The organism is Bacillota bacterium (assembly GCA_024653485.1).
In the GTDB taxonomy this organism is placed as follows: Bacteria; Bacillota; SHA-98; order UBA4971; family UBA4971; genus UBA6256.
Genome location: JANLFY010000003.1, coordinates 87,860 through 105,659 on the forward strand (window position 1 = coordinate 87,860; position 17,800 = coordinate 105,659).

Annotated in this window: 21 protein-coding genes; 3 read left to right on the forward strand and 18 right to left on the reverse strand. The window is 63.0% G+C overall.

Annotation, left to right across the window (positions count from 1 at the left end; genetic code table 11):
• Nucleotides 1-73 precede the first annotated feature (73 nt).
• Nucleotides 74-736 (reverse strand): HD domain-containing protein, encoded by a 663-nt coding sequence (locus NUW12_03190; GenBank protein ID MCR4401775.1) that lies wholly within the window; start codon nt 734-736, stop codon nt 74-76.
• Nucleotides 737-1,098: 362 nt separating this feature from the next.
• Between NUW12_03190 and NUW12_03195 the strand changes: the two genes are divergently transcribed.
• Both NUW12_03195 and NUW12_03200 read left to right on the forward strand, forming a co-directional pair.
• Nucleotides 1,099-1,320 (forward strand): hypothetical protein, encoded by a 222-nt coding sequence (locus NUW12_03195; protein ID MCR4401776.1) that lies wholly within the window; start codon nt 1,099-1,101, stop codon nt 1,318-1,320.
• Nucleotides 1,321-1,357: 37 nt separating this feature from the next.
• On the forward strand, nt 1,358-1,681 hold the full coding sequence (locus tag NUW12_03200) for a hypothetical protein (protein MCR4401777.1): 324 nt from the start codon (nt 1,358-1,360) through the stop codon (nt 1,679-1,681).
• A 145-nt stretch (nt 1,682-1,826) separates the two neighbouring features.
• On the opposite strand, the gene yajC is transcribed toward NUW12_03200, so the two are convergent.
• From yajC to NUW12_03230, 6 genes are all read right to left on the reverse strand, one after another.
• Nucleotides 1,827-2,147: a preprotein translocase subunit YajC gene (yajC, locus tag NUW12_03205; protein ID MCR4401778.1), complete on the reverse strand. Its 321-nt coding sequence runs from the start codon at nt 2,145-2,147 to the stop codon at nt 1,827-1,829.
• 5 nt (nt 2,148-2,152) lie between these two features.
• Nucleotides 2,153-3,298 (reverse strand): tRNA guanosine(34) transglycosylase Tgt, encoded by a 1,146-nt coding sequence (gene tgt / locus NUW12_03210; protein MCR4401779.1) that lies wholly within the window; start codon nt 3,296-3,298, stop codon nt 2,153-2,155.
• 65 nt (nt 3,299-3,363) lie between these two features.
• Nucleotides 3,364-4,452: a tRNA preQ1(34) S-adenosylmethionine ribosyltransferase-isomerase QueA gene (gene queA, locus NUW12_03215; GenBank protein ID MCR4401780.1), complete on the reverse strand. Its 1,089-nt coding sequence runs from the start codon at nt 4,450-4,452 to the stop codon at nt 3,364-3,366.
• Nucleotides 4,449-4,871, reverse strand: coding sequence for a cytidine deaminase (locus NUW12_03220; GenBank protein ID MCR4401781.1), 423 nt, complete (start codon nt 4,869-4,871; stop codon nt 4,449-4,451). Before NUW12_03220 ends, queA begins: the two co-directional genes overlap by 4 nt.
• A 21-nt stretch (nt 4,872-4,892) precedes the next feature.
• Complete coding sequence (locus tag NUW12_03225; protein ID MCR4401782.1) at nt 4,893-5,759, reverse strand: DUF881 domain-containing protein; 867 nt, start codon at nt 5,757-5,759, stop codon at nt 4,893-4,895.
• Nucleotides 5,756-6,802, reverse strand: coding sequence for a DUF881 domain-containing protein (locus NUW12_03230; protein MCR4401783.1), 1,047 nt, complete (start codon nt 6,800-6,802; stop codon nt 5,756-5,758). The genes NUW12_03225 and NUW12_03230 overlap by 4 nt, the downstream gene beginning before the upstream one ends.
• Nucleotides 6,803-7,051: 249 nt before the next feature.
• Between NUW12_03230 and NUW12_03235 the strand changes: the two genes are divergently transcribed.
• Entirely contained in the window at nt 7,052-7,948 is an 897-nt protein-coding gene (locus NUW12_03235; protein MCR4401784.1) for a C40 family peptidase, read from the forward strand.
• Between the two features lie 36 nt (nt 7,949-7,984).
• Here NUW12_03235 and NUW12_03240 read toward each other — a convergent pair whose 3' ends face one another.
• The 11 genes from NUW12_03240 to NUW12_03290 form a co-directional block, all read right to left on the reverse strand.
• A complete protein-coding gene (locus NUW12_03240) occupies nt 7,985-8,368 on the reverse strand; it encodes a diacylglycerol kinase family protein (protein MCR4401785.1) in 384 nt (127 codons plus the stop codon).
• The gene (gene ybeY / locus NUW12_03245) at nt 8,365-8,859 is read right to left on the reverse strand and encodes an rRNA maturation RNase YbeY (GenBank protein ID MCR4401786.1); all 495 of its coding nucleotides are present in this window, start codon (nt 8,857-8,859) and stop codon (nt 8,365-8,367) included. Before ybeY ends, NUW12_03240 begins: the two co-directional genes overlap by 4 nt.
• Nucleotides 8,860-8,906: 47 nt before the next feature.
• Complete coding sequence (locus NUW12_03250; GenBank protein ID MCR4401787.1) at nt 8,907-11,099, reverse strand: HDIG domain-containing protein; 2,193 nt, start codon at nt 11,097-11,099, stop codon at nt 8,907-8,909.
• 11 nt (nt 11,100-11,110) lie between these two features.
• Nucleotides 11,111-12,034, reverse strand: a complete 924-nt coding sequence (locus tag NUW12_03255; protein MCR4401788.1) for a PhoH family protein — start codon at nt 12,032-12,034, stop codon at nt 11,111-11,113.
• A 31-nt stretch (nt 12,035-12,065) separates the two neighbouring features.
• Nucleotides 12,066-13,286, reverse strand: coding sequence for a sporulation protein YqfD (yqfD, locus tag NUW12_03260; GenBank protein MCR4401789.1), 1,221 nt, complete (start codon nt 13,284-13,286; stop codon nt 12,066-12,068).
• A gap of 30 nt (nt 13,287-13,316) precedes the next feature.
• Complete coding sequence (yqfC, locus tag NUW12_03265; protein MCR4401790.1) at nt 13,317-13,610, reverse strand: sporulation protein YqfC; 294 nt, start codon at nt 13,608-13,610, stop codon at nt 13,317-13,319.
• A 213-nt stretch (nt 13,611-13,823) separates the two neighbouring features.
• Nucleotides 13,824-14,426, reverse strand: coding sequence for a hypothetical protein (locus NUW12_03270; GenBank protein MCR4401791.1), 603 nt, complete (start codon nt 14,424-14,426; stop codon nt 13,824-13,826).
• 4 nt (nt 14,427-14,430) lie between these two features.
• Nucleotides 14,431-15,444 carry a flotillin-like protein FloA gene (gene floA, locus NUW12_03275; protein MCR4401792.1) on the reverse strand — a complete coding sequence of 338 codons (1,014 nt, stop codon included), beginning with the start codon at nt 15,442-15,444 and terminating at the stop codon, nt 14,431-14,433.
• A 58-nt stretch (nt 15,445-15,502) separates the two neighbouring features.
• A complete protein-coding gene (locus NUW12_03280; protein ID MCR4401793.1) occupies nt 15,503-16,864 on the reverse strand; it encodes an ATP-dependent Clp protease proteolytic subunit in 1,362 nt (453 codons plus the stop codon).
• A 97-nt stretch (nt 16,865-16,961) separates the two neighbouring features.
• The gene (gene rpsU / locus NUW12_03285) at nt 16,962-17,141 is read right to left on the reverse strand and encodes a 30S ribosomal protein S21 (GenBank protein MCR4401794.1); all 180 of its coding nucleotides are present in this window, start codon (nt 17,139-17,141) and stop codon (nt 16,962-16,964) included.
• A 269-nt stretch (nt 17,142-17,410) separates the two neighbouring features.
• Nucleotides 17,411-17,797, reverse strand: a complete 387-nt coding sequence (locus NUW12_03290; GenBank protein MCR4401795.1) for a histidine triad nucleotide-binding protein — start codon at nt 17,795-17,797, stop codon at nt 17,411-17,413.
• Between the last annotated feature and the right edge of the window lie 3 nt (nt 17,798-17,800).

Sequence of the window (17,800 nt, forward strand, 5' to 3'; positions counted from 1 at the left end):
CAACCCCATTATATGAGTTGGATTTGGGCTTGTCAACGAAACGAGCCCCTCCGCGCTGCGCCCGTGGACCGTCCTACAGCAGCTTGGCGCCGTTTATCTCGAGTCGAAAACGACAGTTGAGGAACTGGGCCGCCCGCCTGCACATCACCATCCTTGCCAGGAAGATCTCGAAGTAGTCCATCACCGGTGACAACTCCATGTCGATCTCGAGTTCGAGAGTGACGTTGCGGGCCTGGGCGTCCACCCGGAGGAACGAGCGGAGGACCGCGTAGTTGACGCGGTCATGGATCTCGAACGTGGCCGGATCGACGTTTCTCACCCTCGAACGGTGAACATCCGACTTGTCTGCTAGAATGAGCGCAGCCGCAACGTTGTTGACCGCCTGTCCAACCTGTTCCTCGTGGTTGCCTATGGCGCCCGCCACCTGAGCGACCTCGGACGGATCCATCTCAACCTTGAGGAGGATCATCGTGGCCAGCGCGGCACCCACGGCTCCATGGTGATCGCGGCCGGCCATGTTGCCTATGTCGTGCATGAAGCCGGCGATCGCGGCAAGCTCCGCCTCCCTCTCGGAATGGCCGAGGCGCTCCAGGATATTCCGCGCTATCTGTGAGACCAGCGAGGCGTGCCTTGTCCCGTGCTCGGTGAGGCCTATGGCAGCGAGGTGTTCGTCCGCCTTTTCCACGAATACCCTCACCTCAGGGATTCTCCTGACATCGTCTAGTACCAGAGCCATCCTTACGCCTCCCGCTGAAGTGGGCCGTCCGACGCGGATCGTTGACGCGGATCGTTCGCCCTACGCCGAGTGGAACGCGCGCCGGCGTGTGCACCGCGCCGCAAAGTGCGGGCAAGGACGGCCGCGGGGAGTGACACGGCCTCACAGCAGCGCATCTCACCCAGGCGCGGCAAGCATCGTCGCACGTCCCGACGCATAGCATGCCGGCGGTCGCGGACGGATATGCCACCTCCGCGTGGGAGCGGCGGCCTCACGCGCGACGGATGTGACGCGACGCCGGGCGGGGACATAGACTGTATCGGGAAGTAGAGGATTTTCCCACCAGCGAGCAGCGAGTCTCCGAGGATCATGGAGGGAAGGAGATGGCGGAGCTTCTGGCTGTAGGTGATTATGTCACCAGGAAGTCCCATGGCGGCGACATCATCTTCAAGGTAGTCGCCGTCGAAGGTGACAGCGCGCTTCTACGCGGCGTCCTGCTGAGGATCATGGCAGATGCCCCAACGAACGATCTCGTGAGGGTCAAACCGGAGCGTGCCATCCTGGCATTGCGCTCTGTCGAAAGCGTTGAGAGGAAGACAGGATAGAGCCATAAGCGCCATCGGGAAAGGAGTGACTCAAGGCATGCAGACGATCACAAAGGAAGAGCTCATGAAGCTCGAAGAGCACATCAAAGCCTTGCCCCCTCAGGAGGAAAAGGCGGAGGTCCTTGCGGACCTGCAGCAGCTTACGTTCGTTCTTGCGAGAGCCACGTGGTTCAGGCAGCAGGCCCCAGAGGGCAGCAGGGTCTTGTGGATTGCGTCCACTGACTCGGGATTCGTCACGAGGTCTGTGAGCGAGGCATTCGTGACGACGTGGGGTCCGGTGATAATGGCAGCCGATCAGCTGTGGCTGGGAGTGGACGCGAACTCCGTCATCATGTTGTGGCAACCCGGTGCGACGTTCTAGACGCCTTGGGGATCGCTCACGGCGTGAACTCAGCCGTCCGGGCACCAATGTGGGTACCAAAGCGCCCCCGGGTGTGGGGTGACCCTACCCCGGGGGACCGCTGGGCCCTGGCCGATGAACGCGCACGCATCCTGAAAGCCGCTTCTCATTGGCCCCCTGCCAGCTCCGGCTCCTTGTCGCGCGCCGCCTCTCCCTTCCCAAGCACGGCACCGACCGCGGCTCGGGTCGTCTTGATGCGGACCTTCTCGGCAATCTCGACCAACAACGAGTCCTCCTTGACGTCCACGATCTGACCGTATATGCCCCCCACGGTGATGATGTGGTTCCCCTTGCGAAGGGAGTTCAACATCTCCCGCCTCTTCTTCTGCTGAATCTGCTGCGGTCTGATGAGGAAGAAGTAGAACACGACGAACATCAGCGCGAACATCATGATACTCGAGACGAGCGACCCTTGTTGTGCGGGCATGGATTTCACCTCTGCTCTGCGGTTTCTCCGGGAATACGTGAGTCAATTCCACAGACGTCCCAAAACTCCTGCCTCGCTCCGCTAAACGAGCCGTCTATTATGGAGGCGCGTATCCTGTTCATGACACGAATGAGGAAGTACAGATTGTGGTAGGATACCAGTCTCAAGCCGAGGATCTCTCCGGCTCTTAGCAGATGCCGAATGTATGAACGCGTGTACCTCCGACAGACCATGCAATCGCAGCCTGGGTCGAGCGGTGAGAAGTCGCGAGCGTACGACGCATCCCTGACAATGATCCGTCCTGTGCTGGTGAAGGCTGTTCCGTGCCTTGCTATCCGAGTCGGCAGGACACAATCGAACATGTCAACTCCCCGTCGGACGCCCTCCAAGACGTCCTCAGGCGTCCCCACTCCCATCAAGTACCTCGGTTTCTCTTCAGGCAGGTGCGCGCAGGCGCGCTCAAGCGCCTCGAACATCAGGCCTTTGGGCTCGCCAACGGATAGCCCTCCTATCGCGTACCCGGGGAAATCAATATCCGTCAGGGCCCTCGCGCTTTCCTCTCGAAGGTCAGGGAAGACGCCTCCCTGCACGATCCCGAAAAGGGCTTGATCCTCCCTTCTGTGAGCGACCTTGCATCTTCTCGCCCACTCAGTCGTCCGCCGCACAGCCTCTCTGACGTACGCGCGATCAGCCGGATAGCGCACGCACTCGTCGAAAACCATGGCGACGTCCGCACCCAGCGCCTCTTGAATCGCGACAGCCTTCTCCGGCGTCAAGAAGTGCTTCGAACCGTCTATATGCGACCTGAACTCCACCCCGTCGTCGGTGATGCTGCGGAGGTCCGACAGGCTCGCCACTTGAAATCCTCCGCTGTCAGTTAGTATACCCCTGTGCCAGTTCATGAAAGCGTGTAGCCCACCTGCTTCGCGAACGAGTTCCGCTCCCGGCCGCAAATAGAGATGGTACGTGTTCGCGAGGATCATTTCCGCCCCCATCTCCAGCAGCTCGTCGGGGGAGATACCCTTGACGCTGCCCTGGGTGCCCACAGGCATGAAGACCGGTGTCCGAATCACCCCGTGACGCGTGACTATCTCGCCCGCACGCGCGTTGCCGGACGGTGCACGACCAACGATTCTGAAGGTTATGCTCACGAGCGCATCTTCCTCACGTCGCTGTCGTCCCCCGATAAGGTGACGAGCGCCTCCCAATCTTGGCCTCACAAGACGAGCATGGCGTCGCCGAAAGTGAAGAACCTGTACCTCGACCTCACAGCGATTCCGTAGGCTGACATGATCCTATCATAACCGCCGAAGGCGCACACGAGCATGAGCAAGGTGGACCGCGGAAGGTGGAAGTTGGTGACAAGCGCGTCAACCAGTTGAAAGCGGTATCCGGGATAGATGAACTTGGTCGTCCACCCGCTGAGCGGCTCCACGCTTCCGTCCCCGTGCGTCCTCAAGGATTCGAGGGTCCGCACTGCCGTCGTGCCCACCGCGAACACGCGACCTCCCCCTACCCTGGTCTGCGTGAGGGCGCTCGCGGCCTCCTCGCTCACTTCGAAGTATTCGGCGTGCATCACGTGGTCTTCAACCCTCTCCACTTTCACGGGTCGAAAAGTGCCGAGCCCCACGTGGAGAGTCACACGGACGATCCGAACGCCCTTCCTCTCAATGCTCTCCAGCAGCTCACGAGTGAAGTGAAGGCCCGCGGTCGGCGCCGCCGCGGACGCTTGTTTGTTCCTGTCGGCGTAAACCGTCTGGTACCTCTCTGGATCGGCTATTTCCCTTCTGATGTACGGAGGGAGAGGCACACGTCCGATCTCCTCGACGACGCGGTCGAAGGCACCGCACGCCACGAAGCGAACTATCCTCCCGCCCGCCGGCGTCCTGGACAGGACATCACCCACCAGGCGCCCGTCGAACGAGAGCCTGGTGCCTGGCAATGCCTTTCTCCCTGGCTTCACGAGCACTTCCCAGGTCTCCGACGCGCTCTCGCCGCGCTCTTCAGGTCCACGCCCCACCTCGCCCTCTCTTCCGCCCGGAGCGTCCACCCTTGACAGAAGGAGGACCTCGACCCTTCCGCCCGTTCCTTCGCGCTTGCCGACAAGCCGCGCCTTCATGACACGGGTATCGTTGAGGACCAGCGCATCGCCCTTCCTGAGGTAGTCAGCGATGTCACGGAACGATCTGTGCTCTATCTCGCCGTCCCTGGGCACGACCATCAGGCGCGACTCGTCTCTACGCTCCAGAGGCTCCTCGGCGACGAGCTCCGGCGGCAGGTCGAAGTCGAAGTCCGCAACCTTCACCCTTCGCGCGTGCCCCCTCCCGCCGTCGGCGACATGTCTCGGCCCGTGAACGCCCCGGGCAGGAGGTCCTCCACCCTAACCACCTTGACATCCCCTTTGAGGTTCGCCATGACAACATCGATGTCCGTGCCGAACTCGGCCAAGACCTGCCTACAAATGCCGCACGGCGCACACGGGCCTTCGGTGTCTCCAACGACCGCTATCGCGGAGAACTCGCTCTCCCCTTCTGACACCGCTTTCGCAACAGCGCAGCGCTCAGCGCAAATCCCAGCAGGATAAGAGGCGTTCTCCACGTTGCAGCCCGCGTACACCCGGCCGCTCCTTGCGAGGAGCGCGGCTCCCACCTTGAATCGAGAGTAGGGAGCGTACGCGCGTTCCCTCGCGGCCCTCGCGATCTCGATAAGTCCGGCGTGGTCCATCCCGACCCCCCCATAGCGCGGTCATCGTCTCACGTACGCCATGAGTGTGACCGTGCTCGCTTTTTCCACCTCAAGCCTCTTCCCGTCCCGGGCGAACCGCGCGGCGATCTCGGTCAGGGCGGCGTCCAGCTCGCCAGGAGAGCCGACCGCCTTGATCACCACGGGATTCACGGGGATCGGCTGCTGGTTCACGAGAATGACGGGCCCGGCGCACCGAACCGAGGACTGCGCTGTCATGCGCTGCCCGCCCACCTCCGCGCCTTGCGCCCCTGCGCAAAACAGAAGGTTCAGGATCTCCTTGATGTCCCGCTCATGAACGATCTCGCGGCTCCGGTAACCATCCTGCGCGTCGTAGGCCCGGACGACGACCCCGGGCCCCGCAAGCTCGGCAGCGCCGGCGGCCTCCCTCAGTCTAGTGAGCTCTTCACGGAGCCCCCCGATGTCTTCCTGCAGCCGCCGAATCTCGTCCCGTCTCTGTCTCTCTTGTTCCACCCTGGACCATGAGGCGAAGCCCGCCCGCGCAAAACCGATGGCCTCTTCGGCGTCCCTCGCCTCCACGGAAAGCGCCCTCGCCACCTCCACCGGACTTGCGGCAAGCCCCACGGCTGCCTCGAGCCGGGTGAGCGCGTTCTTGACGTATGGTACATCCTCCACCTCGAACGCGTCCGCCAGCGAACGCAATTGTAACGCCACGCTGTAACCACTGCGGCGGAGCATCTCGAGTTCACCCATTTCTCCGGGAAGGCGGAAGAGCGACATCCGCCGGGCGAGAGCCACGCTATCGAGGGCGAGCAGCACGGATGCGCACACGAGAAGAGGCCGCAGCATGCCCCATGTGTTCGCGCCATCTTCTCGTCTCTCGTACCTCGGGTGGCGCCGGAGCGTCAACGGCCACCGCCCCCCTTCTCGAAGCCGCTCAGCACGAGATTATCCTGTCTCTCGATTTCCACGCGTATGCCCCATGGTTTGAGGCTGTTCCTGATGAGCTCCAGGCTGCTTGCAAGAAGCTCGGGAGAGCCCACCGCCCTGATGACAACGGGGTTCACCGCGATAGGTTGCTGGTTCACGAGCAGCAGCGGGCCCGCGCTCCTAATGGACGACGTCGCCACGAGCCGTTGCCCCCCTACTTCGACCCCGGAGGCGCCCGCGGCGAACAGCTCGTTCACCATGTCTCTGATGTCCTTCTCCTGGACCACGTCTTCTCTCGAATAGCCGCCGGGGGCGTCGTACACCTTCACGACGATGCCCTGGCCTTCCAGAGGGCTGTACCCTGCCGTACGCCGGAGGCTCTCGAGGGCGGAGCGGAGGTTGTCCGCCTCTGCTTGCAGCAACCTGAGGGCGTCTTGGGTAGTCCTGGGGGCGATCAGGGACGTCTTGCCGCCCGTGACTTCTATCTCCACCGGCCCGGAGAGGCCGGCGAGCGTCGTCTCAGCCTGGAGCCTTGCCGTCGTCTCCGGAGAGATAGCGACGCCGTTGCCCTCAACCATCACCTGGCCGTCTGGGCCCCGGGATACGGTGACCACGGTCCGGCCCGCGATCGTCCGCACGGCGGGGTCCTCGCTGATGATGCTCAGCACCAGTCCCCTGCGGCGGTTCTCCTCCTCGCGGACTATGACATCCTGCAGGGCCCGACCGTACGTCATCATAGCCGACGCGATCTCCTCGCGACTCACGGCCTGTTCTATCTCGAACTTGAACTTCGCAAGGGCGTCCCTCACCGCAGAGTTGCGTGCAAGGCCTGAATCGGCGCACGTCAACTCATAGTAGTCAGCGAGGGCCCTCGCTCCTCCGCGGACTACCTCGGTGTCGCTGATCTCCCCTGGAAACCTCAGGAGATCAAGGGAACGGGCCAGCATCGCCACGTTTGCGGCCATGAGCAGGACAAGGACTGCTATCAGCATCCTCGTCCCGGCGCCAGAAGGCTCTCGCACGCCAGACCCCCCTCGTCCAGACTCGTCCCCATTATAGCAGAAAAGGGCCGGTGCATCCATAAAGGCCCAGACCGAGGCGAACAAGGACTTCGTGCGGCGGCAGCGTATAGTACGGTTGAGGTGGACGCGCTCATAAGCGTCGGGAATCCAGCGAGGCCCACCACCACGTGGTCCCCACATCACGGGAGCCCGGCTGGATCCCGCGCGCGAGGCGATCTGATGGGCGTCCGCCGGAGGGAGGATTCCACCATGGCGTTTTCGCAAAGCGTCGTCATCATGCTTGTGGTGGTGATGCTCGCGGCTTCCCTGATGACCTTGCACGGGGATGCCGGCGCGCCATCCTCTGAGGTCTGGTTCGTTGGGAGGAATGTCGCCGACGTGCGTGGAGAGCCTGCAGACGACGCAGAGCGTGTCACTCAGGCACACATCGGCACTGAGGTCGTGGTCATCGCGGGCTCCGGTGACTGGGTCAAGGTCCGAATCCCCGCGCAGGGAGACTACCTGGGTTGGATGAGGAGAGCGGACCTCGTTCCGGCAAGCAAGGCAGCGGCTTTCGCTTCCTCAAAGCAGCTCGCCTTGGTGCGAGTTGCGAGGGCCACGGTGCTGCGCGACGAGGGGCGTTCCGGACGGGAAGTCGCTGCAGTTACCATGGGGGCGCGCCTCGCTGTCATACGAAGACAGGGCGACCTCGTGCAGGTCGCTCTGCCGGCCGGTGAGTCCGGGTACATCGCCGAGAACGCCGTCGTCCTCTGTGACCGGGACAACGGGCCCCCTCGCAGAGGCGTGGGAGACATCATCAAGACGGCGGAGCAGCTCCTGGGAACCCCATACTTGTGGGGCGGCATGAGCGCGGATGGGATAGATTGCTCTGGCTTCGTGTACACAGTGTTCTACGTCAACGGCGTCATCCTCCCGCGAGACGCTCACGACCAGTACGCGGTGGGCACGCCTGTGGACCGCGCGGGTCTCCTCCCCGGTGATCTCGTGTTCTATTCAACGTACGCCAAGGGGGCATCCCATGTGGGAGTGTACACCGGCGGCCAAAAGGTGATCCAGTCCGGGTCAGCGACCGGTGGAGTCGCCGTAATCGGCTTGGACGACCCGCACTACGGCCCCAAGTACATCGGCGCCCGCAGAGTGCTTTGACCTCCCCCGGGGCGCGATAGCGGAGTGCGGCGGCGGTCAGAGTGCGCGGAACATGAAGCGCGCGGCTGCGACGACCTTGGGCCCGAGGATGGCGGCACCCACCACGGCGGCCCAAACCGCGCCCACGAGGACGGTTCCCGCTGCTATGTCCTTCACCGTCTTGACGCGGACCTCCCAGCCCGGGCAGGCGATGTCGCAGATTATCTCGAGAGCCGTGTTCATGAGCTCGCACGTGATGACCAGGGCGATCGCGAGAGCGAGACACCCAAGCTCTGCCGTGGATACGCCCAGAAAGGCGGCGGCCGCAAGCGCGAGTGCTGCCGCGACAAAGTGAATGCGCATGTTGCGCTCTGACGAGAGCACGGAGATCACCCCGTGCCATGCACATCGGAAGCTCTCCCAGAGCGACCTCGTTTTCACCTCGCGTCACTCCCCTTGGGAGAGGCAGCAGGGGGCGCCTCGTTCGACGGAAGGCCCAATCCCGCCATGATCTCTCTCTCGCGCTCTTCCATGTCCTCAGCTTCCTCGTCGCTAGCGTGATCGTACCCGAGCAGATGCAGAAGTCCGTGGACGGCAAGAAAGACGACGCACCGCGTGAACCCACCCATCTCTGCCGATTCCCTGGCCGCAGTCTGTAGCGATATCACGATGTCTCCGAGAACGGCTTCGCCTTCCGGAACGTCCTGGTCATCCATGGCGAAGGAAAGCACGTCCGTAGGACAGTCTTTGGCTCGATAATCCCTGTTGAGCTCGCGAATGCGCTCGTCGTCCACCAGGGCAACGCTCACCTCGAAGTTCGACGGATCGAGTCCCTCGCGGGTCATGCCCGCCACCACCGCACGTTCGAGCGCGACTGTCAGCGCCTCGGTCACGTCGATCTTGTCCTGAAGGTTGATGATCTCGATAGGCATGCACGACCCCCCATGCGAGCGACTGCCCGTTCAAACGAGAGCGCCGCTTACGCGCGCTTGGCCTCCAGGTCTCTGCTGCTCATGTCCGGGTACTCGATCCGGGCGTGGAAGATGCCGGTGAGCACCCGGACGAAAGCGCGGGCAACCCCATCCAGGTCTTTCAGAGTCAGATCGCACTCGTCGAACTGCCCGTCGGCAAGCCTTTCCTTTATTATCTTCCTCACGAGCCCCTCGATACGGCCGGGCGTCGGCCTCGCCAACGAACGCACGGCCGCTTCCACAGAGTCGGCGAGCATCACTATGGCTGCTTCCTTTGTTTGGGGCTTGGGGCCAGGGTATCTGAAATCCCTTTCGCTGACTCGCTCCTCGCGCCCTTCGTCCGTCGCCTTATGGTAGAAGTACGGCACGAGGCTCGTCCCGTGGTGCTCCCGGATGATGTCGACTATGCCTTCCGGCAGACGGTGGCGAACGGCGAGCTCTACCCCGTCCTTCACGTGAGACGTAATGACGAGGGTGCTCAGAGTCGGAGCTATCCTGTCGTGAGGGTTGTCCTGCATGAGCTGGTTCTCCACGAAGAAATAGGGCCTCTTCATCTTGCCCACGTCATGGTAGTATGAGCCCACCCGCACCAGGAGCGAGTCAGCCCCAACTGACTCCGCCGCCGCCTCCGCCAGGTTACCCACGATTATGCTGTGGTGGTATGTCCCTGGCGCCTCCACGAGAAGCCTTCTGAGAAGCGGCTGGGTCGGGTTAGAAAGCTCGAGCAGCTTGATGGCGGACGTGATCCGGAAGAGGTTCTCGAAGAACGGCAGGAAGCCTATGGTCACTACGGTCGACAAGACCCCGTTGATGAGGCCGAGGTACCAGAATCGCGAGATTGACGGGTCGCCGACCGGCGGCCCTATGGTCGCTATGGCCACAGCCCCGGCGGCCCCAACCACCACTCCCGCCCGCATGAGGTCGGAACGCTCGGAGATCCTGGTCACGCAGAACGTTCCGGCCAGGCCCGAGACGGTCGCAGCGGTAGCCGAGGGGAACGATCCGCCGGCGATGACGCCTGTCAAGGCGCCGAATAGCACCGCCGACAGCGCGGACAGCCTGGCATCCACGAGCACCGCAATGAGCATGGTGCCAAGGCTCACCGGCACGAGGAAGGAAGCCCCTGGCCACGGGATGGAGCATATCACGGCGGCTGCCGCGCCAATCATCACGATGATCGTGCCCAGCAATAGGAGGAGCTTGCCGCTGCAGAAAACGTCGCGCCTGTGCAGGTACAGGTACGCTCCGATCACGGACACGAGCAACACCACGAGGCTGACGATGCTGAGGAACATGAAGGGATTGAACTTCGGAACGAGGAGTCCCAGATCTTGTAGAATCGCGATGTGGTCTTCGGTGGCGATCTCGCCGCGCCTTATCACCACTTGGCCTTTGAGGATCATCACCGGCTTGACCTGGCGAATGGCGGCCTCGCGCGCTTTCTCCACCTTTCCGGGGTTGAGCACTAAATTGGGGCTGATCTGGCTCGTGACGACCTCGGCGACCGCCCTCTCGGTCGCGTCGACCAAGCCAAGCGAAGCTACGGCGTCCGCAGCGTGCTTAGTGGCCGCGTCAAGCGTCTCCTTGCTGACGCGCATTTCTCTCATCGTCCGTCCGGCTACTGCCTTCGACGCCTCCCTCGCGACGTCGAGCTCCTCCTCTGAGAGGACCATCAGAATGGCCAGAGTCTCAGACGATAACCTCGTGCCCAAGTCTCTGAGGGCCTTTGCGGAAAGCCGGGCCACGGCGTCCTCGACCCCGTCGCGGAGCGAGGCGACCCCAACTCCTTGGCCGCCTGCGCCCGACGGACTGGCACCTAGTTTCCTCCTCTCTTCTTCCACGGCATCGAATATGAGGTCTATGGTATCCTCCGCGCTTATGCTCGCGGCGAGGCTGATGTCGTAGTTCGCTGGCGACGCGTTGGCCTCTTTTATGGCCTCTCGTGCCGCCTCCTCACGCAGACGGTCTGTGACAGGACGGTTGACTATGTCGCGCGACGCCTCGACATCGACCTTGCTGGGCTGCCCAACCTCGAGATCCACGCGCTTCGGCACCACGATCGCCGACAGGATGAGGACGAGAGCTGCGGTCACCCCTGCAGCCACCAAGGCGCGCTGAAGACCGGGGTCTGCCCACAGCCCGGTCTTTCTGTCTTGCGCGCTCGACAGCGCTGAGGAAGGTTTTCCCATCGGAGTGGGCACGCGTCTCCCCCCTATGCTTCTTCCTTGTCGTGCTCGTACCTTTCGTACGCCCTGATTACCCTCTGGACAAGCTCGTTGCGCACCACGTCCCTGTCGCTCAGGTACACGAACTCGACACCCTCAACGCCCCGAAGAATGTGCTGGATCTCCTCCAGACCAGAGAACTTCCTGCTGGGAAGGTCAGTCTGGGTGAGGTCGCCCGTGACCACGATCTTCGAGCCGAACCCCATCCTCGTCAGGAACATCTTCATCTGCTCGTGCGTCGTGTTCTGGGCCTCGTCCAGGATGATGAATGAGTCGTCGAGAGTGCGGCCGCGCATGTACGCGAGCGGCGCTATCTCGATGACACCGCGCTCCATATGTTTTCTGAATGCGTCGACGCCGACTATGTCGTATATGGCGTCGTAAAGCGGTCTGAGGTACGGGTCCACCTTCTCTTGGAGGTCGCCGGGCAGAAAGCCCAGCTTCTCACCGGCCTCGACTACGGGGCGAGTCAACACAATCCTGGAAATCTCCTTGCTCTTGAGCGCCGCGATGGCCATCGCCATTGCCAGGTAGGTCTTCCCCGTGCCCGCGGGACCGATGGCGAACACTATGCCCGACCGACGCATGGCTTCGATGTACCTCTTCTGACCGAGGGTCTTGGGGCATATCCTCTTACCTCTGGTGGTGACCTGCACGACGTCGCTCATGACTTCCACGAGGCTTGTCCCAAAGCCCTCGCTGACCATGTCAATGGCATACCGAATGTCACCGGACGTGAGCCGGTGGCCGGCCCTCACAATCCCCAAGAGCTCCGTGAGCACCTCGCGGGCCCTCGCCACCCTAGTCGGATCGCCGTCGATGGCCAAGTCGTCCCCCCGGGACGATATGGTGACGCCAAGCTCCTTCTCGACGAGCCGAAGGGTCTCATCGCGCTTTCCGAACAGCGCCATGGCCTCGTGCACATCCCTGAGTGGTAGTCTTTCAGGAGCCGTCTGAACGTTCAACTCCCCGCTCTTGCCTCCTCTCCAGAGCTATGTCTTCTGTGGTCTCCATCGTCATCGTGAAAACGATCGCTCCGCCTTGAGAGTACCTAACGTCCTCCCTCACGTCAAGGATCTTGGCGCCAGATGGTAACCTTGCCTCAAGGGCACCTCGCGCTCTGGCGCGCGTCTCGGAAAGCACAGCCTCCCTGTCCAGCACCTCGACCCTTCGAGCGATCTCGCGATACGTGGTGACGTCCACTCCGAACGAACTCCACACTCCGCCCCGGATGGGCACCCGGTACGAACTCCGTTCCTCCTCATAGTCGGTGAAGGGTGGCTCCTTCGGCCCGACCACCAATGTGAGCGCACCCACCGTGAAGCGGCGCGTCGTCGCCACCCTGCCGGTCGCGCTTGCCACCTCCCGCACCAGCCTGAGCTCCTCCGAATGGGTTCGCCATACTCTGCCCACCACGATGCCTCGAGCGTTCACGACCTCAACTGCTTCTCTTTCGCCGTGCCGGTCGTCTGCGCCACGAATGAGCCCTGCTATCAGCACTTGGCCCTTGGCTACCGTGTCACCCTCACTCACCAGGGGCTCCCCGGATAGCACTATCAAGTTCGTGACAAGCGCGTCTTCCGCCGCGACGACGTCGACCACTCCCGGGCTCACGTCGGGCAGAGTCTTCTCAGCCACCTCGATGCTGGCCATGGTCCCCTTGATGTGGACGGCTGCCCACGCGAGGCTGGGAAGGTCGGCCAGGATGCCCCTCGCAACCTCCCTGGAGTCGATGGATCTCTTCCACGCGCCGGGACGAAGTCCGTGCTTCTTTGCCAGCTCGAGCACGAGCGCGGGATCGGTCCTCTGGACTCCAGAGACGTCCACGAACCATACGAACGACGAGACCACGTAAAGGGTGACGGAAAAAAGCACCAGACCGGCTACGAGGCCCTTCCTCCTGGCAAGCCTCCGAACGAGGAAGGGCACGCCGATCTTTTCCTCGATCCTCCCTCGGCACCCCGTCTCGCGCAAAGCCTTCCCAAGAGAGGAAAGGTCGTGAAGATAGGCCCTTGCCACGAGGGAGCGGTCGTCAACCCTGGTTATGTCCCAGAGATCTATCCCACGCGCCAGGGCCGTGTTCACGAACTTCTCGAGGGCTCTTCCCTTGACTGTGATTATAACATAGCCCCTCAAGTATGGCCACAGGGCTGCGAGCAGCACGAACCACCCCTCCCCCGTGCCGAGTGGCTGTCATTCCCACAGTGTCACGCGGTATATGCGTCCTTCCACGGTCAGCTCTGTTTTCGTTATCCTGCTGATGGATAGGTCTCGGCCTTCCACAGAGACCTCGCCGCGGGAAGTGGCCACTCTCACGCGTTCCTGAGAGTACTCGATGAGGCCCTGATGGTTCTCCACGCAAAGCTGCACGTTGCCCATTACTACCAGCTTGGGCATATCGAGAAGGACGTTCTTGGGGATCTCGAAGAAGTCAGCGAGCTTTTCCTCCACTCGGCCGGCCATGCCGTTCACGCCACCCCCACGCATCCTCTCCCACGTCCTGCGCGTTTCAGACTCGTTACCATGAACACTGCCGCGGTGCTGGCACAGTTCATTTGTATTCCCGCGGGCAAGGCAACTTGCTGCTGACATCGCCGGTCATAGCCAACCGAGTCCTGAGGGGGGAGGGGTCGCGTGGAGTCAATGGAAGCGTGAAAAACAGGGGCACGGGGAAGACGACAAAACCTCCTGCCTCGCGGCCTACAGCCTCGCCCTGCGCCGGCGCGCAAGGGGAGGGCCGAGCACCTCGGCGAGCACTATCGCCCGGACGAGCTCTTCCGACGTAAGCAGCGCGGTGAAGCTCCGGCCAGCCGATTCCACAGCACTACTCGTCCGTGCCCCGCAAGAGCCCGCCGGGGTAGTGGAGGGGCGTTCCGTGGGGCGGCGCTCCGGCGAGGTCCCGCCCCACGCGGTCTCCAGGTACGACCGCGTGCCGTCACGCTCCCGAATTCCTTCCTCCGCCCATTCGAGGCTCGTTCCTTCGTCGGACGGGCGTTCGGCAGGAACGCACCGACGCGCCATCCTTTGGCCGCCTTCCCCCGGTTTTCCACGCACACCGGACGGTGGTTGCCCAATGTCGGGCGCAGAGCGGGCAGGAGGTGAAGGACAGGCTTCGGATGATCCCGCAGGGCGCTCTGGCGTCCCGAGAGCGTCGGTCATGTCCTCCCGATCCTCAACCGGCGGAATCTGCGGCCATGGAGCCCCCGCGCCCCTCGCCGCTCCCTGGCGGCCCCTCGCGAGACCGCCTATGACGGAGACCACCACGTAGAGCAACAGCAGGACCCCGAAGAAGGCGTCCATCATGTCATCACTTCTCTTTCTCGTCTTCCACCGGTCGCGAATCGACTGCGTCTTTCGGCTCGCTCACGCTGGCTATCGACTGCCTCATGCGCGTGTCCGCCAGAACGTTCTGGAGCTGGTAATAGTCCAGCACTCCGAGCTTGCCCGACCGTAACGCCTCCGCCAGCGCCTTTGGCACCTCAGCCTCCGCCTGAACCACCCTCGCCCGCATCTCCTGCACTTGTGCCTTCATCTCCTGCTCGCGGGCGAGTGCCGCAAACCTCCGCTCCGCCGCTTTCGCCTGGGCTATGTTCTTGTCCGCTTCCGCCTGGTCCATCTGGAGCTGCGCCCCGATGTTCCTCCCGACGTCGACGTCGGCGATGTCTATGGACAGTATCTCGAACGCCGTGCCGGCGTCCAGGCCTTTGCTCAGCACGGTGCGGGATATCTTGTCGGGGTTCTCCAAGACTTCCTTGTGACTTTCCGCCGATCCGACAGTCGTGACCACGCCTTCCCCTACCCGAGCTATTATCGTGGCTTCGCCGGCTCCGCCTACGAGCCTGTCGATGTTGGCGCGCACCGTCACTCGCGCCTTGGCCTTGAGTTCGATCCCGTCCTTCGCTACAGCGGCCACCACGGGCGTCTCTATCACTTTCGGGTTCACGCTCATCTGTACGGCCTCAAGGACGTTCCTACCAGCTAAGTCTATGGCACACGCCCGCTCGAACGACAAGTTGATTTCCGCCCTCTGAGCTGCGATGAGAGCGTCGACCACTCTATCGACGTTGCCACCCGCTAGAAAGTGCGCCTCCAGCTTGTCCACGCTCACCTGTAGGCCGGCCTTCACCGCCTTGATGAGAGGCATGATGATCCGCCCGGGTGGGACGCGTCGCAACCTCATGCCCACCAAAGTGAAGATACCCACGTGCACCCCGGCTGCCCACGCGGACACCCACAGGCCGACCGGCACGAAGTTTAGCAGAACGAGCAAACCTGCGACTACCAAGACAGGCAGGATCATTAGGGCGTATGCCGCTCCCATTCACATTACCTCCCGGTTGAGCTTGTGGTACAGACTCCAGTGATGATCCACGAATCCTCTATCCAACTGATTTTGCGCTCTCCTCGTGAACGCGCACGACGATGCGCGGTCCTGCGATGTCCACTACCTCCACAGCAGCGTCCTTCGCGATGAACTCACCCTCCGACACCGCGTCAAGCCTGGTGCCGTCCACGATTATGGTGCCACTGGGGCGCAGTGCGGTAAGCGCCCTTCCCACGCGTCCAAGGTATGCGCCGCGCTCAGGCGCCGTGATGTAGCCTTCGCGCGCGCCCTGGACCGTCTTTAGCACTAGTCGCCCGATGAACGGTGATCCGCTCAGGTACCTAAAGGCCGCCGCCACGACCACCGCAGAGATCGCCGAAGAGAGCGAGATGACCAGCAAGGCCTGACGGAAGTCCCCGAAGCTCAACACGATCGAGGCAAGGGTGGCGGCGGCCCCTGCGAAGCCCGCGACCCCGAACCCGGGCACCACAAAAGCCTCCACCAGGAGAAGCACGAAGCCGAGCACGAAAAGGGCCACAACCTCCCAGCCAGCGATGCCCGCGATCATTCTGCCGCCGAAGAAGAGTCCCAGGGCAACCACGCCCGCGGTGCCTGGAACTCCCCAACCGGGGGAGGCCATCTCGAAGAGGAGGCCCAGAAAACCCAAGGTAAGGAGGATGGAGCTCACCGTGGTCTCCGTCAGGAACCTCGCGACTTTCTCGGCCGAGGTTTGCCGCACCTCCACAATCCTCGCGCCGGGGAACCCGAATTCCCGCAGGACCTCGATCCTGTTGGCTGCCACCGCGTCTGCGATGCCGTGTTCCCTCGCCTTCTGCGCGGTAAGCGTCAAGACCTTGCCCGGCTCAGTGAGGCCCTCAATGGCCACGTCAGCGTCCACCATGGCCGCGGCCACTCGGGGGTCACGCCCCCTAGCCTGGGCGGTTGCCTCGAACTCGCCGCGGAGCGCGGAGATGGCTTTGGGGTCCTTCGGGACGGTCTCGGCGGCGCCAATACTGGCACCCGGAGCCATCGCGATACGCTCCGCAGCGAGCGTGATGAGCGCGCCCGCAGACCACGCTCTTCCTTTTACGAAGGATATTGACGGCACCTCCTGGTCGAGGACCATGTCGCGTATCTCGATGGCAGCGTCGACGCGCCCTCCGAAAGTGTCCACTTCCATGAGCACGCAAACGGCCCCGGCAGCCTGTGCGGCTCTGATCCCCCTCCTGATGTACGCCGCGAGGCCCGGCTCGACGGGCCCTTGCACCTTCAACACGTACACGGTCGAACCGCCCTCGACCTGCTGCGCGAGGGCCTGGTTGCCCGGCCACACGTGTGCCGTCGGCACGTGGACGAGCACTCCGGCCAACGTGAGGGCGAGAAGAATCGCACCGGTCTTGTAGCGTGCGCGCGTCATGCGACACCTCAGTCCACTTTGGCTTAGTACCCTGAGTTTCGGCCCGAAATGGGTGATGCCCGACGGAAGACGTCGGGCATCACCCGCCATGCCAATCCTAGTAACGGAACCTGCGCTTCCGTGCAGCCTCCGACTTCTTCTTCCTCCGCACGCTCGGCTTCTCGTAATGCTCGTGCTTCCTTAGTTCAGCGAAGACTCCCGACCTCTGGCACTCCCGCTTGAACCTGCGGAGCGCGCTATCGAGGGATTCGTTTTTTCCTACACGTACTTCCGACATCCGATCTCCCTCCCTCCGCAACCACGATGTTTACCCGACGGTGCTGCGACTCAACGCAGCCGTTTGTGGCGGCGGAGACCAGTCGGGCACTTGCCGAGAAGATCTACGCCCGATTATACCCCAGCGCTCGACCACATGTCAACGCCGCACAGTGCGCGCGTGCGCCCGCGTGTCTGCGCGGCCACCCCGCCATCTGTCGCCACGCCGCGCCCGTTCGCGGCTCGGCACGACCTCATGCCTCGCGAGCTGCGTTTGCGCTTGCCGACGACTCATCCGGGAGGCCACCCAAACCTCCTGCCTCCGAGAAGGTGGAAGTGGATGTGGAAGACGCTCTGACCCGCCAGCTCGCCGCAGTTTCCGACCACGCGAAAGCCGCCCTCGGCCCCGAGAGTCGACGCGAGCTTCGCTGCAACGACCAGGACATGTCCTGCCAAGCCCTCGTCCTCCTCGCGCAGGTCGGCGAGGGCACTTACATGCCGCTTCGGAATGACTAGCACATGGATGGGCGCCTGAGGGTTGATGTCGCGGAAGGCAAGAGTTCGGTCGTCTTCGTACACCACGTCCGCCGGAATCTCGCGCCTCGCGATCCTGCAGAACAGGCACCCCCCGTACACGTCCCCCGCGCTCGGGCCAGCCTTGGTGTCGGCAGTCCTCATCGT